This window comes from Sphingomonas crocodyli (genome assembly GCF_004005865.1).
Taxonomy (GTDB): domain Bacteria; phylum Pseudomonadota; class Alphaproteobacteria; order Sphingomonadales; family Sphingomonadaceae; genus Rhizorhabdus; species Rhizorhabdus crocodyli.
On the sequence record NZ_SACN01000001.1, the window covers coordinates 2,659,359 to 2,672,603 of the forward strand.

Here is a 13,245-nt window from a genome sequence, read left to right on the forward strand (position 1 = left end):
GCACCGCAGGAGCGATGCTGGCGACGGTCGAACTCGACCATGCCGGCCCGCGCCGTGTGGGCAAGCTCGTCTCCTATGACGGCCTCATGCTGGAGGCGACCGGCTTCCCCATGCCGGTCGGCTCCAATGCCCGCGTCATCGATGCCGATGGCCACGCCGCGCTCGCCGAAGTCGTCGGCTTCCGTGGCGACCGCACGCTCCTGATGGCGCTCGATTCGGATGCCCCGCACAGCGCCGGCGCGCGGATCGAACCCGATCGTCGTGGTGGCAACGTCGATGTCGGCGATGGCCTGCTCGGCCGCGTAATGGACGCGCTGGGCAATCCGATCGACGGCCTCGGCCCGATCTCCACCGCCGATCGCTGGCCGCTGGCCGGCCGTCGCGGCAACCCGCTCGATCGCGCCCGCGTGACCGAGCCGTTCGACATGGGCGTTCGCGCGATCAACGCACTGCTCACCGCCGGCGTTGGCCAACGTATCGCGATCGCCGCCGGTTCGGGCGTCGGCAAATCGGTGCTGATGGGGCAGATGATCGCCGGCGCCGATGCCGACATCATCGTCGTCGGCCTGGTCGGCGAACGCAGCCGCGAAGTCAGCGACTTCCTGGCCACCAAGCTCAGCGGCCCCGTCCGCCAGAAGAGCGTCGTCGTGGCCGTCCCCGCCGATCATCCGCCGCTGCTGCGCCTGCGCGCCGCGATGCGCGCAACCGCGATCGCCGAATATTTCCGCAGCCAGGGCAAGCGCGTCCTGCTGCTGATCGACAGCCTGACCCGCGTCGCCCATGCGCAGCGCGAAATCGGCCTGTCGCTGGGCGAACCGCCGACGATGAAGGGCTATCCGCCCTCCGCGCTCGGTCTGATCCCGCGCCTTGTCGAGCGTGCGGGCGTCGATGTCGTCACCGGCGGATCGATCACCGCACTCTACACCGTCCTCGCCGACGGCGACGATACCGACGATCCCATCGTCGATACCGCGCGCGCGATCGTCGACGGGCACATCATCCTGTCGCGTGGCCTTGCCGAGCAGGGCGTTTTCCCCGCGATCGACGTGGGCAAGTCGCTGAGCCGCGTGATGAGCGACATCGTGACCCCGGAGCATCAGCGCGCCGCGCAGATCCTGCGCCGCCTGTGGTCGCTTTATGAAGAAAATCGCGATCTCGTCCTGATGGGCGCCTATCGCGCGGGCAGCGATCCGGTGATCGACATCGCGATCCAGCGCCATGACGAAATCTTAGAGTTTATCGGGCAGGACCAGAAGGAACGCGTCGATTACGCCGCGTCGAACCAGGCATTGCTTGAGAGGTTTGGCTGATGAAGGCGATGGCCGAACGTCGTGCGCGGGTTGCGCGTATCCGTGGTGCGCAGCATCTGCTCGCCGCTGCCGAACAATCGAACGCCGATGCGAAGGTCGCGCAGCTCGAAATGAGCGTCACGCGCCTCGCCGAGCTGCGCGACAGCCTGACCGTGCCCGTCGGCGCGACCAGCGGCGCCGCGCTTCAGAACCGTGGCGAACTTGCCAACCGGCTCGACAAGGCGCGCCATTCGATGGGCGATGCGATCGCCAGCGCCAAGGTGTTGGCCAGCCAGCGTGCCGCCGAACGGCTTGAAGCCCGACAGAAACAGGAAGGCGCCGAAAAGCTCGACGCCCGCGCAGGTCAGGCGCTTGCCGCCTGGCTCGAACAGCGCAGCGCCGTGCCTTTCCGCCGCCGGCCCGGACATTTTGAGAAGGGGGATTATTGATGACGCTAGCAGCCCTCGCCGCTTCCTCTGCGTTGACCAGTATCACCAGCGTATCGCCAGCCCCGCAGGCTCCGAACCCGGCGCCCGCGCCGAACGGTGGCGCGCCCGCCGCGCCTGCACCCGCCTTCAACAAGCTGCTCGATCGCGCCCGCACCACGGATGAGGGTGCTGCGAAGGACGAGACCGCGCTTCCCAAGAGCGCATCGACCGACAGCGACGACAAGGATGCCGACAGCGAAGGCACGACCGACAATGTCGTGACGCTGCAGACCGCGACGACGCCCACCCCCTCCCCCGACGCGCTGACCGCGGCGGCGGGCGAAGGCGTGACCGCCGTCCTCGCGCTCATCCAGATGGCGAATGCCGCGATGACGCAGCCGCCGGCCGCGACGCCCGTCGTCACGACCGATGCGCCCGCGACGCCGACGATCACCGCGCCGACGATCATGGCCCCGATCGTCGACACCACCCCGGTCGCGCTCACGAACGTTCCGGCTGCGCTGCAGCAGGTGCTCGCCCAGGCATCGACCGAGGCGCCCGCGCCCGCAATCGTCGCCGACGCGCCGAGCCCGGATCTGCCCGACACGGCGGTCGATATCGAAGTGCCGACGGTCGCTACGACCGTCGTGACCCTGCCGAAGGCGGCCACCACTGCGCCGCTCGACACCGCGACCGTCCTCGCCGCGCTCAAGGCGCGTGCGGCCGTGATCGATGCTGAGCCGATGCCGCAGCCCGCCCTCGTCCAGACGCCCGATGCCGCGCCGGTGGTGACGCCGGTCGCCGCTCAGCCGGTCATTCAGGTCGCAGCGCCTGCTACGCCGGCCCCGGCAGCTCCGGTCACTGAAGTCGCAGCCGTAGTCGCGACCGCAGTAGCGCCGACCGTGATCAATCCGATCGAGACGGCCGACGCGCAGCCTGCGCCCACCCAACCGACCGTTATCGCCGATGCCGCTCCGGTCGCCCCGGTCGCAACCCCGACACCCATCGTCGCGGCAGCGCCCGTCATCGCGGAGCAGGCGCCCGCGCCCACCGCTCCGCTGCCCGATACGGCTCCGGTCGCAGCCGCCGCGCCCAAGGTCGTCGCTCCGCATATCGATGCGCGTGCCGAACCGGCAAAGGCCGAAGCGCCGCGCGCCGAGAAGGTCGACGACGATGCCGTATCGTTCGCCGATGCTCCGTCCGTGGAACAGCAGCCGACACCGGTCGCCGCCGCGCCCGAGCGTGCGCCGCGCGCCGAAGCACCGACGCAGGCCGCTCCTGCTGCGCCTGTCGACAATCAGCCGGTCGAACGCCATCTCGATCTCGCCCGCGATACGCAGTGGCTCGATCAGCTGACGCGCGACATCAACATGGCGGCCGCGACCAACGGCCATCTGAAGTTCCAGCTCAACCCCGAGCGCCTGGGCGCGCTGACGGTCGAGATCGCGAACAGCGCGAGCGGGGCTTCGATCAAGTTCACCGCCGATAGTGCCGACGCGCAGAAGATCATTGCCGACGCACAGCCGCGCCTGATCGCCGAAGCGCGCCAGCAGGGGCTGACGATCGCCGAAACCAAGGTCGATCTGTCGAACCGCCAAGGTTCGAACGCATCGAACATGACCGGCCAGGGCCAGGCCCAGAACCAGTCCGGCCAACAGTCTTCACAAGATGCTAAGCATTCTGTGCGATCCACGTCGACCATGCGCGAGGAGCCGGCCGAATCGGCGACCCGCGACGACGATGATCGCTATGCGTAACGGGAAGTAACCGATGGCCGATGCAGCTGCAGCCCCCAAGCCCAAGAAGAAGGGCGGGATGATGAAGATCCTGATGATGGTCGTGGCCGCCCTTGTGCTGGTCGGCGGCGGCGTTGGCGCGGGCCTGTATGCGGCCGGCGCGGGCCTGGCCGGCGGCGCGCACCACAAGGAAGAGCCCGAGGATCCCAACGCGCCCAAGCTCGTGAAGAAGGAAGGCGCCGACGAAGGGCATGGCGGCGAAAAGACGTCGCTGCCTTCGGATGGCATCGAGAGCGACAAGTCGCCCGATCCGACCAAGTATAAGGCGACCTATTATACCTTCGAGCAGCCGTTCACGTCGAACCTGCGCGATTCGGATGGCTTCGCCCAGGTCGGCCTCGGCATCTCGACCTATTATGACGCCAAGGTGCTGGACAACATCAAGAATGACGAAATGCCGATCCGTTCGGCCGTCCTGATGACCCTCGCCGATCAGGATGCCTTCAGCATCCAGACGCCCGAGGGCAAGGTGAAACTTCAGAAGGCGCTGAAGGATACGATCAACAAGGTCCTGCGCGAACATGAAGGTTTTGGTGGTGTAGACAACGTCTATTTCACCAGCCTGGTTGTTCAATAAGTCAATCCACAACCGATTTTGGGAGGCCGGTTCGCGCAAGCGAGCCGGCCTTTTCTTTTTCCATCGCTGCCGGACGCCCTCCGCGTGGGGACAACCAATTTGTTAACCACGCTCGGGTAGAGGTGAGTCCGACAAGACGACTCAGGCAGGGCATCCCCTCACCATTATGACTCGCGCCAGCAACAGCCTCTCGGGTGACGAAGTCGCCGCGCTGATGGACGAATTGAGCGACATCTCGATCGATCCGACGCCTGAAGCGCCGGTCGATCGCGGCGCGCCCTCGTCCTTCCCGCTCGCCGGCGCGAAGGAACGCCCCCACGCCGATCTCTCGCTGGTCGAGCGGATGAACGAGAAGCTCGCCCGCCGTCTGCGCGACGTGATCGAACCGATCGCCCAGGCCCGCACCCGCGTCGAGGCCGATCCGCTCGAATGCCGCCGTTTCGAGGAATGGCAGCGCAATCAGCCCGATTATATGGCGCTGAACATGTTCCGCCTGCGCCCGATGAAGGGCAATATGATGATCGCTATCGAACCCGCGTTCATCAGCAACATGGTCGACACCTTCTACGGCGGCACCGGCAACGGCCTGACGCACAAGTCTGACGAGTTCACACCCTCGGAGGAGCGCCTGCTCACCCGCATCGTGGGCGCGATCACGGACGTGCTGACCCGCACCTGGGCCGAACTTTATCCGATCGAATTCAAGCCCGCGGGCCGCGAAACCAACCCTGCTTTCGCCAGCATGATGCGCGGCGACGAGGCGGTGGTCGTCCAGAGCTTCTCGCTGAAGCCCGGCATGTCGCGCTCGACCCGGATCGAAATCCTCTATCCGCTCGCGGCGCTCCAGCCGATCGAGGCGGAACTGACAGCGCGCGTCCATGAAGATCCCGAAGAGGACGATCAGGAATGGCGCGGCAAGCTCGAATCCGCGCTCCAGAACGTCACCCTGCCCGTCCGCTCGGTGCTGGCGCGGCCTGAAATCACCGTAGCGCAGCTGATGGCGCTCAAGCCCGGCGATGTCATCCCGATCAAGCTCGCCAATTCGGTCCCCCTCCTCGTCGGCAATCGCCGCTTCGGGGAAGGCACGATCGGCGAGCAGGAAGGGCGCGTCGCCATGATGATCGAAGATATTGGAAAAGGCCTGCTGAAATGACCGATATGTCCGATGTTCCCAGTGTCGCCGCCGGCATCGAGCTGGCCGACCGCGCCAATTATCGGCTGCTGCAGGACATTCCGCTGCGCCTCTCGGTCGAGGTGGGCAGCACGTCGATGCGCCTTGCCGACCTGATGGATCTGAGCGCCGGCAGCGTCGTCGAACTCGATCGCCAGGCCAACGAACTGCTCGACATCCTCGTCAACGGCACGCTGGTCGCCAAGGGCGAGGTAGTGACAGTCAACGGAAAGTTCGGAATAAGGGTGGTCGACGTGGTCGCCGCCGATGCGCGGCTGTCGGGTATCGAACGCCGGTCGTGAGTCCTTTCCTCGCGCCGGTCAAATGACGGGCGCGAGATGATTTTCGAATATGTCCTGAAGCTGCTGATCCTGGTGCCGCTGGTGGCGGCGCTGGCTTATGGATCGCTGTGGCTGTGGCGCCGGATGCAGCCCGGCATGGCGATCGGCGGCAACCGCCAGCGCGCGATCAAAGTGGTCGATGCGATCCCGATGGGCGCAACCGGCCGGATCGCGGTGATCGAATTCGCCAACAAGCAGATCCTCGTCTCGATCTCGCGCGGCAAGATCGAAAAGCTCGCCGAAGCGCCGGCCGACGGCCTGTTCGTGCTGCCCGACGAAATCTAACTAACGCCGCCGTCCCGGGATCGCCCGTTCGATCGCGGGCGGCTCCAGCCCCAGCGCGCGCATCTTCCCCTCCCACCGCTCCAGCGCGGCGTTGTAATAATCGAAGATGCACGGCTCGCAGCCGCGCCCGCAGCAATTCTCGATATCGGGTCGACGCGGGGGTGCGGGCGGTTCGGTCACGCACAAGGCTCTGGCACCGCGCCGCCGCACTGTGAAGACCTAGGTGCGCGGATGCCCGCCGACCAGCACCACCGCGACCACCGCGGGCACATCGCCCAGATTGAACCAGCGATGGCGCGTCCCGTTCTGGATGAAGCAGTCCCCCGCCTTCAGATGCTTGACGATGCCGTTATCCAGCTCGATCGAGATTTCGCCCGACAGCACCACCTCATAATCGATTGTGTCGGTGGTGTGGAAACCGTCGCTGCCCGGCTCCATCACGTCGCCGATGCCGGTGCCGACCTTCGCATCGATCTCGCCGGGCTTCGAATGCGGGATATCCTGCCCCGCGGCCGGAAAAGTCATGATGATGAAGCGGCTGCCGCCCGGCCCCGGGAAGAAGCGGCTGACCGGCGGGAGCGATCCGTCGCGCGGGAAGCTGGCGGTCTCGTCCTCGCGCCAGATCGGCACGGTCAGGCCCACCGGATCGATCACCTCGTCACTGACGATGATCGACTTGCCCGAGGCATCCTGCCCCGAAACCACGCGCCGCACGCCCATATCCCTGCTCCTCTCCTTTGTTTGGGAGGGAGGCTAGCGTGCTTTTCGGAAAGCGCATCGAAAATCCTCTCCCGGAGGGAGAGGGGGACCGTCGAAGACGGTGGAGAGGTATTGGCCGGCAACAGGCCGTCGTGCTTGTGGAGAATACCCCTCCACCGCTTCGCGGTCCCCCTCCCCCTCCGGGGGAGGATTTAGAACATCAGGCCCGCGCCGGGAGTCCCGCATTGTTGCGGTGGAGCGCCGCCAGCACCGTGCCGACGATCGATTCCGCGTCCAGCCCCGCCTCGGCATATTGCTTCTCGGGCTTGTCGTGGTCCTGAAAGACGTCGGGCAGGCGCAGCGTGCGCAGCTTGAGGCCATTGTCGATCAGGCCATGATCCGACGCGAAGGTCAGTACATGCGCGCCAAGGCCGCCGATCGCGCCCTCCTCGACCGTCACGGCCACCTCGTGCGAGGTCAGCAGCTTCTCGATCATCGCCTCGTCGAGCGGCTTGGCAAAACGGAGGTCGGCGACCGTGGTCGACAGGCCCAGCGCTTCAAGCTGCTCTGCCGCCTTCATCGCTTCCTCGAGACGCGTGCCCAGCGACAGGATCGCGACGCTCTTGCCTTCCTTGACGATGCGGCCCTTGCCGATCGGAAGCTGCTGCGGAACTTCGGGGATCGCTGCGCCCGTGCCGCCGCCGCGCGGATAGCGGACCGCGATCGGCCCGCTGTCGTGCATCGCCGCCGTGTGCGTCATGTGGACGAGTTCGGCCTCGTCCGCCGCAGCCATCACGACCATGTTCGGCAGGGTCGCGAGATAGGTGATATCGAAGCTTCCCGCATGGGTCGATCCGTCGGCGCCCACCAGCCCCGCGCGGTCGATCGCGAAGCGGACCGGCAGGTTCTGGATCGCGACGTCGTGGACCACCTGGTCATAAGCGCGCTGCAGGAAGGTCGAATAGATCGCGCAGAACGGGCGCATACCCTGCGCAGCGAGGCCGGCGGCGAAGGTCACGGCATGCTGTTCGGCGATACCCACGTCGAAGGTGCGATCGGGGAAAGCCTTGGCAAAGCGATCGACGCCCGTGCCGCTCGGCATTGCGGCGGTGATCGCGCAGATCGTCGAATCGCGCTCGGCCTCGCGGATCAGCGCATCGCCGAAAACGTTCTGATAAGCGGGCGGCCCCGGCGGCGCCTTCACCTGCGCGCCGGTGACGACGTCGAACTTCTGGACGCCATGATATTTGTCGGACGCGGCCTCGGCCGGGGCATAGCCCTTGCCCTTCTGCGTCACGACATGGATCAGCACAGGCCCGTGATCGCTGTCGCGGACATTTTCCAGGATCGGCAGCAGATGATCGAGATTATGGCCGTCGACCGGGCCGACATAATAGAAGCCCAGTTCCTCGAACAACGTGCCGCCGGTCGCCATGCCGCGCGCATATTCGTCCATCCGCTTGGCCGCATCGTGGATCGGCCGTGGGAATTTCTGCGCCAGCCGCTTGGCGAACTCGCGCATCGACAGGAACGGGCGCGACGACACGATCTTCGCCAGATAGGCCGACAGCGCCCCCACCGGCGGCGCGATCGACATGTCATTGTCGTTCAGGACCACGATCAGGCGGTTGCCCGCCTGCTTGGCGTTGTTCATCGCCTCATAGGCCATGCCCGCCGACATCGCACCGTCGCCGATCACCGCGATCGCGCGGCCCGGCTTGTTCGCCAGCTTGTTGGCGACAGCGAAGCCCAAAGCGGCCGAGATCGAGGTCGAGCTGTGCGCCGCCCCGAACGGATCATATTCGCTCTCGCTGCGCTTGGTGAAGCCGCTGAGCCCCCCGCCCTGCCGCAGCGTGCGGATGCGATCGCGCCGGCCGGTGAGAATTTTGTGCGGATAGGCCTGATGGCCGACGTCCCAGATCAAAACGTCGTTCGGCGTATCGAAAACATAATGGAGCGCGGCGGTCAGTTCGACCACGCCGAGGCCCGCGCCAAGGTGCCCACCCGTCGTCGAAACCGCGGAAATCATCTCCGCGCGCAACTCATCGGCCAACTGGCGAAGCTGGCCGGGGTTCAGTTTGCGCAATTCTTGCGGGGTACGCGCCTGATCGAGAAGCGGAGTCGCGGGACGGTCACTCATCGCGACGCCTTAATACGATATGGCTGGCGTTGGTAGGGCAATCCTTTTCGGCTAAGCGCACAGGCATGTCCTTTACAGACGAACAGCTCGATCGATATGCGCGCCACATCATCCTGAAGGAGATTGGCGGCGCCGGGCAGACGGCGCTGGCGCGCGCCACGGTGGCGATGATCGGCGCAGGCGGGATCGGATCGCCCGCGCTCCAATATCTGGTCGCGGCGGGCGTCGGCACGATCCGGCTGATCGACGACGATGTCGTGTCGCTCTCGAATCTGCAGCGCCAGACCCTGTTCGCGACAGCCGATGTCGGGCGCCCCAAGGTCGAGGTCGCGGCAGAGCGCGCGGCGGCGGCGAACCCGGACGTGACGATCGATGCACGGCCGGTGCGGATCGACGCGGGCAACGCCGCCCATCTGCTCAGCGGGGCCAACATAATCGTCGACGGCTGCGACAATTTCACGACCCGGCTGATCGTCTCCGATACCGCGACCGCGCTGTGCATCCCGCTCGTCTCAGCGGCGGTCGGGCAGTTCGATGGACAGCTTTCGGTGTGGCGCGGATATGAAGCCGACAAGCCCTGTTATCGCTGCCTTGTCGGCGACGATCCCGACCGCCCCGACATCAGCTGCGCCGATCAGGGCGTGCTGGGCGCGCTGACCGGGGTGCTGGGCAGCCTCGCCGCGATGGAAGCGGTGCGCGTCATCACCGGCTTCGGTGACGATCCGGCGGGCAAGCTGCTGCTGATCGACGCGCTTGCCTTCCGTTTCCGCACGATCACCGTGCCCAAGGATCCGGGGTGCCGATGCTCACATTGATCGTCGCCGGCTCCGACCCCGAGCGCCTCCACGCCGCGCTCAGCTTCGCCGCAGCCTCCGCCGCAATCGGAGATGAGACGCGGCTGCACGCGCATGCGCCGGCAGTGCGCCTGCTCCTGTCACCCGATACGACGCCCCCCGCCCCCGGCCTGCCGAGCATCGCGCAGGCGATCGACGATGCGGTCGAACTGGGCGTGCGGATCACGCTGTGCCAGACGGGTCTTGGCGATGCATCGCCCGGCCGTTTCGACGTCGACGGGCCGGTCGGCGTGCTGACCGGCGGCGGGCGGCTCGTCGTCTTCTGATGGACGCCCTCGACGGCACCTACGATTATATCATCGTCGGCGCGGGTTCGGCCGGGTGCGTGGTCGCAAACCGCCTGTCGGCCGATCCTTCGATCCGCGTCCTCCTGCTCGAAGCGGGCGGGAAGGACGACTGGATCTGGTTCCACATCCCCGCCGGCTATCTCTTCGCGATCGGCAATCCGCGCGCCGACTGGATGTTCGAGACGGAGGCCGAAGCCGGCCTCAACGGCCGCGCGCTCAAATATCCGCGCGGCAAGGTGCTGGGTGGCTCCTCGGCGATCAACGCAATGATCTCAATGCGCGGGCAGGCCGCCGATTATGACGGATGGCGCGATCTGGGGCTGGCCGGCTGGGGCTGGGACGATGTTCGCCCGGTCTTCCGCCGGCTCGACAGCCATTTCCGGGGCGCATGCGACCATCATGGCGCCGACGGCGAGTGGCGGGTCGAGGAACCGCGGCTGCGCTGGTCGATCCTCGATGCCGTCGCGCGGGCTACGATCGAAATGGGCGTGCCCGCGACCGACGATTTCAACCGGGGCGACAATGAGGGCGTCGGCTATTTCCACGTCAACCAGCGGCGCGGCCTGCGCGTCTCGGCGGCGCGCGCCTTCCTGAAACCCGTTCTCAAGCGCCCGAACCTGCGCGTCGAAACCGGCGTCCATGTCGAACGCATCCTGTTCGATGACAAGCGCGCCACCGGCATCCGCTATCGCCAGAACAGCCAGATCATGGAGGCGACGACGTGCGGCGAGGTCATCCTCTGCGCGGGCGCGGTCGGCTCCCCGCATCTGCTCCAATTGTCGGGCGTCGGCCCCGCCGAATGGCTCTCCGGGCACGACATCCCCGTCATCGCCGACAGCCAGGGCATTGGCCGCAACCTGCAGGATCATCTGCAGCAGCGCGCGATCTACCGCGTGACCGGCGCGAAGACGCTCAACACCACCTATCATTCGCTGTTCGGCCGTGCGCTGATCGGCCTCGATTACGCGCTACGCCGCCGGGGGCCGCTGACGATGGCGCCGAGCCAGCTGGGTATCTTCACCCGCTCCTCCGCCGATCAGGATCGCGCGAACCTGGAGTTTCACATCCAGCCGCTATCGCTCGACAAGTTCGGCGATCCGCTCCACCGCTTTCCGGCGATCACCCTTTCGGCGTGCAACCTGCGCCCCACCTCACGCGGCGAAATCCGCCTGCGCTCGCCCGATCCGGCCGACAAACCGACAATCGCGCCCAACTATCTTTCAACCGAGGAGGATCGCGCCGTCGCCGCCGATGCGATCCGCGTCACCCGCCGCCTTATGGCGCAACCGACGATGCAGCTTTTCGCCCCCGACGAGATACTACCCGGCCCCTCGGTCGGCGACGATCAGGCCGCGCTGGTGAAGGCCGCAGGCGATATCGGCACCACGATCTTCCACCCCGTCGGCACCGCCGCGATGGGCAAAGTGGTCGACGAACGTCTCCGCGTCATCGGCCTCGACGGGCTTCGCGTCATCGATGCCTCGGTGATGCCGACGATCACATCGGGCAACACCAACACCCCCACGATCATGATCGCCGACAAGGGCGCCGAGATGGTCCGCGCGGATCGGCGCGCAAGCTAAACCCTCGTCATTGCGAGGAGCCGAAGGCGACGCGGCAATCCACTCCGAACTGCGGAATGGATTGCTTCGCTACGCTCGCAATGACGAGTTGGCGTAGTAATCCGCCCGCCACGCCGTCGCGAAGGCGGTCAGCCGTCCCTCGCCGATCGCGCTGCGCAGGTCGGCCATCAGCGCCTGATAGAACCAGATATTATGCTCGGTCATCAGCATCGCGCCGAGGATTTCGCCCGAGCGGTTGAGGTGGTGGAGATAGGCGCGGCTGAACTGGCCGCAGACCGGGCAGGCGCAGCTTGGGTCGATCGGCCCCTGATCCTCAGCCTGCTTGGCGTTGCGGATATTGATCGGGCCGTTGCGCGTGAAAGCCTGTCCGTTCCGACCCGATCGCGTCGGCAAGACGCAATCGAACATGTCGATCCCGCGTTCGACCGCGCCGACGATGTCGTCGGGCTTGCCGACGCCCATCAGGTAGCGCGGCTTGGCCGGATCGAGCTGCCCCGGCGCATAATCGAGGCAGGCGAACATCGCCTCCTGCCCCTCACCCACAGCGAGGCCGCCGACCGCATAGCCGTCGAACCCGATATCGAGCAGCGCATCGGCCGAACTTTTGCGCAGCCCCTCGTCCAGTGCCCCCTGCTGGATCCCGAACAAAGCCGCGCCCTCGGCATGCGCGCCGCCGCTATCGAAGCCCTCGCGCGATCGACGCGCCCAGCGCATCGACCGCTCCATCGCCGCCGCCTGCACCTCGCGGGTCGACGTGGTCGGCACCAATTCGTCGAACGCCATCACGATGTCCGAACCCAGCAGTCGCTGGATCTCCATCGATCGTTCCGGGCTCAGCATGTGGCGCGAACCGTCGAGATGGCTGGCGAAGGCCACGCCCTCCTCGCTACGCTTGGTGAGCGCGGACAGGCTCATCACCTGATAGCCGCCGCTGTCGGTCAGGATCGGTCGATCCCAGCGCATGAACTTGTGCAGGCCACCCAGCCGCGCGACCCGCTCGGCGCCCGGACGCAGCATCAGGTGATAGGTGTTGCCCAGGATGATGTCGGCGCCGGTCGCGCGGACATCCGTCGGCTTCATCGCCTTGACGGTGGCGGCGGTGCCGACCGGCATGAAGGCGGGCGTGCGGATGTCGCCGCGCTTCATCCGGATTGTGCCGGTGCGCGCTTTGCCGTCGGTCGCGGCGATCTGGAAGTCGAAACGGGGTGCGGTCACGGTCGTTGTGGTCACTCTAGGATCAATTCCCAATTCTCGCTGTTCACCTCGACGCCGAACTCGTCATGCGTAAAGCGCTCGATGCAGCGGAAGCCTGCCCCGGCATAGATGCGGCGCGCGCTTTCCAGCACCGCATGCGTCCAGAGCCAGACGGCGCGATAGCCCGCTCCCCTGGCGAAATCCACACATTCGGCGACGAGGCGCTGCCCCAGCCCCTGCCCGCGCGCCGCCGCATCGACATAAACGAGCCGCAGCCGCGCCCGCCCATCCCCATCATCGGTGACGAAGCACGACCCCACGACGCGCCCGTTCATCTCCGCCACGAAACACTGGTCGCGGCCTTGCGCATAATCGCGCAGGAATTGGGCGACGGTCTCCAGGATCAGGATCTCGAGTGGGCGGCCCCAGCCATAGCCCTCCGCATAGAGCGCGGCCTGCGCGCCGGCGATATGGCCCATGTCGCCGGGCTGGAAGGTGCGGATGATCGCAGAACTGGTCATGACGTCCCCCTTTCCTGCGATATATGTGCGCCGATGCCGATGCCAAGGCTTGCGCCCCGTTCGCGGCTCCGCCACCAATC

The 13,245-nt window shown here is 66.5% G+C and carries 15 protein-coding genes; 10 read left to right on the forward strand and 5 right to left on the reverse strand.

From position 1 onward, the window contains the following. Positions 1-14 precede the first annotated feature (14 nt). The 7 genes from EOD43_RS12745 to EOD43_RS12775 all read left to right on the forward strand — a co-directional run bounded on the left by EOD43_RS12745 (position 15) and on the right by EOD43_RS12775 (position 5,887). The gene (locus EOD43_RS12745; protein WP_127744736.1) at positions 15-1,310 is read left to right on the forward strand and encodes a FliI/YscN family ATPase; all 1,296 of its coding nucleotides are present in this window, start codon (positions 15-17) and stop codon (positions 1,308-1,310) included. Further along, on the forward strand, positions 1,310-1,738 hold the full coding sequence (locus tag EOD43_RS12750) for a hypothetical protein (RefSeq protein ID WP_127744229.1): 429 nt from the start codon (positions 1,310-1,312) through the stop codon (positions 1,736-1,738). Before EOD43_RS12745 ends, EOD43_RS12750 begins: the two co-directional genes overlap by 1 nt. Further along, entirely contained in the window at positions 1,738-3,474 is a 1,737-nt protein-coding gene (locus EOD43_RS12755) for a flagellar hook-length control protein FliK (RefSeq protein ID WP_127744230.1), read from the forward strand. The genes EOD43_RS12750 and EOD43_RS12755 overlap by 1 nt, the downstream gene beginning before the upstream one ends. 13 nt (positions 3,475-3,487) lie before the next feature. Beyond that, positions 3,488-4,090: a flagellar basal body-associated FliL family protein gene (locus tag EOD43_RS12760; RefSeq protein ID WP_127744231.1), complete on the forward strand. Its 603-nt coding sequence runs from the start codon at positions 3,488-3,490 to the stop codon at positions 4,088-4,090. A gap of 166 nt (positions 4,091-4,256) precedes the next feature. Beyond that, positions 4,257-5,243 (forward strand): flagellar motor switch protein FliM, encoded by a 987-nt coding sequence (locus EOD43_RS12765; RefSeq protein WP_127744232.1) that lies wholly within the window; start codon positions 4,257-4,259, stop codon positions 5,241-5,243. After that, positions 5,240-5,563: a flagellar motor switch protein FliN gene (fliN, locus tag EOD43_RS12770; protein WP_127744233.1), complete on the forward strand. Its 324-nt coding sequence runs from the start codon at positions 5,240-5,242 to the stop codon at positions 5,561-5,563. Before EOD43_RS12765 ends, fliN begins: the two co-directional genes overlap by 4 nt. A 36-nt stretch (positions 5,564-5,599) precedes the next feature. Beyond that, positions 5,600-5,887 (forward strand): FliO/MopB family protein, encoded by a 288-nt coding sequence (locus EOD43_RS12775; protein WP_127744234.1) that lies wholly within the window; start codon positions 5,600-5,602, stop codon positions 5,885-5,887. Here EOD43_RS12775 and EOD43_RS12780 read toward each other — a convergent pair whose 3' ends face one another. From EOD43_RS12780 to dxs, 3 genes are all read right to left on the reverse strand, one after another. Further along, positions 5,888-6,067 carry an oxidoreductase-like domain-containing protein gene (locus EOD43_RS12780; protein ID WP_206363521.1) on the reverse strand — a complete coding sequence of 60 codons (180 nt, stop codon included), beginning with the start codon at positions 6,065-6,067 and terminating at the stop codon, positions 5,888-5,890. Positions 6,068-6,106: 39 nt separating this feature from the next. Continuing rightward, positions 6,107-6,607 (reverse strand): cupin domain-containing protein, encoded by a 501-nt coding sequence (locus tag EOD43_RS12785; protein ID WP_127744236.1) that lies wholly within the window; start codon positions 6,605-6,607, stop codon positions 6,107-6,109. Between the two features lie 199 nt (positions 6,608-6,806). Next, on the reverse strand, positions 6,807-8,726 hold the full coding sequence (gene dxs, locus EOD43_RS12790) for a 1-deoxy-D-xylulose-5-phosphate synthase (protein WP_127744237.1): 1,920 nt from the start codon (positions 8,724-8,726) through the stop codon (positions 6,807-6,809). Positions 8,727-8,791: 65 nt separating this feature from the next. On the opposite strand from dxs, the gene EOD43_RS12795 reads away from it, so the two are divergent. From EOD43_RS12795 to EOD43_RS12805, 3 genes are read left to right on the forward strand one after another with little or no spacing between them, the layout of a single operon-like run. Then, the gene (locus EOD43_RS12795; RefSeq protein ID WP_127744238.1) at positions 8,792-9,541 is read left to right on the forward strand and encodes a HesA/MoeB/ThiF family protein; all 750 of its coding nucleotides are present in this window, start codon (positions 8,792-8,794) and stop codon (positions 9,539-9,541) included. Then, positions 9,529-9,846, forward strand: a complete 318-nt coding sequence (locus tag EOD43_RS12800) for a DsrE family protein (RefSeq protein WP_127744239.1) — start codon at positions 9,529-9,531, stop codon at positions 9,844-9,846. Before EOD43_RS12795 ends, EOD43_RS12800 begins: the two co-directional genes overlap by 13 nt. After that, entirely contained in the window at positions 9,846-11,450 is a 1,605-nt protein-coding gene (locus EOD43_RS12805; protein ID WP_206363522.1) for a GMC family oxidoreductase, read from the forward strand. Before EOD43_RS12800 ends, EOD43_RS12805 begins: the two co-directional genes overlap by 1 nt. A gap of 69 nt (positions 11,451-11,519) precedes the next feature. Here EOD43_RS12805 and tgt read toward each other — a convergent pair whose 3' ends face one another. Both tgt and EOD43_RS12815 read right to left on the reverse strand, forming a co-directional pair. Beyond that, positions 11,520-12,680, reverse strand: coding sequence for a tRNA guanosine(34) transglycosylase Tgt (tgt, locus tag EOD43_RS12810; protein ID WP_420822442.1), 1,161 nt, complete (start codon positions 12,678-12,680; stop codon positions 11,520-11,522). Beyond that, complete coding sequence (locus tag EOD43_RS12815; protein WP_164857222.1) at positions 12,677-13,165, reverse strand: GNAT family N-acetyltransferase; 489 nt, start codon at positions 13,163-13,165, stop codon at positions 12,677-12,679. Before EOD43_RS12815 ends, tgt begins: the two co-directional genes overlap by 4 nt. Positions 13,166-13,245 lie beyond the last annotated feature (80 nt).

Excerpts from the sequence above, each read along its gene's own strand:
- EOD43_RS12745 (WP_127744736.1), top strand. The coding sequence starts at position 15 with ATGCTGGCGACGGTCGAACTCGACCATGCCGGCCCGCGCCGTGTGGGC.
- EOD43_RS12750 (WP_127744229.1), top strand. The coding sequence starts at position 1,310 with ATGAAGGCGATGGCCGAACGTCGTGCGCGGGTTGCGCGTATCCGTGGT.
- EOD43_RS12755 (WP_127744230.1), top strand. The coding sequence starts at position 1,738 with ATGACGCTAGCAGCCCTCGCCGCTTCCTCTGCGTTGACCAGTATCACC.
- EOD43_RS12760 (WP_127744231.1), top strand. The coding sequence starts at position 3,488 with ATGGCCGATGCAGCTGCAGCCCCCAAGCCCAAGAAGAAGGGCGGGATG.
- EOD43_RS12765 (WP_127744232.1), top strand. The coding sequence starts at position 4,257 with ATGACTCGCGCCAGCAACAGCCTCTCGGGTGACGAAGTCGCCGCGCTG.
- fliN (WP_127744233.1), top strand. The coding sequence starts at position 5,240 with ATGACCGATATGTCCGATGTTCCCAGTGTCGCCGCCGGCATCGAGCTG.
- EOD43_RS12775 (WP_127744234.1), top strand. The coding sequence starts at position 5,600 with ATGATTTTCGAATATGTCCTGAAGCTGCTGATCCTGGTGCCGCTGGTG.
- EOD43_RS12785 (WP_127744236.1), bottom strand. The coding sequence starts at position 6,607 with ATGGGCGTGCGGCGCGTGGTTTCGGGGCAGGATGCCTCGGGCAAGTCG.
- dxs (WP_127744237.1), bottom strand. The coding sequence starts at position 8,726 with ATGAGTGACCGTCCCGCGACTCCGCTTCTCGATCAGGCGCGTACCCCG.
- EOD43_RS12795 (WP_127744238.1), top strand. The coding sequence starts at position 8,792 with ATGTCCTTTACAGACGAACAGCTCGATCGATATGCGCGCCACATCATC.
- EOD43_RS12800 (WP_127744239.1), top strand. The coding sequence starts at position 9,529 with ATGCTCACATTGATCGTCGCCGGCTCCGACCCCGAGCGCCTCCACGCC.
- EOD43_RS12805 (WP_206363522.1), top strand. The coding sequence starts at position 9,846 with ATGGACGCCCTCGACGGCACCTACGATTATATCATCGTCGGCGCGGGT.
- EOD43_RS12815 (WP_164857222.1), bottom strand. The coding sequence starts at position 13,165 with ATGACCAGTTCTGCGATCATCCGCACCTTCCAGCCCGGCGACATGGGC.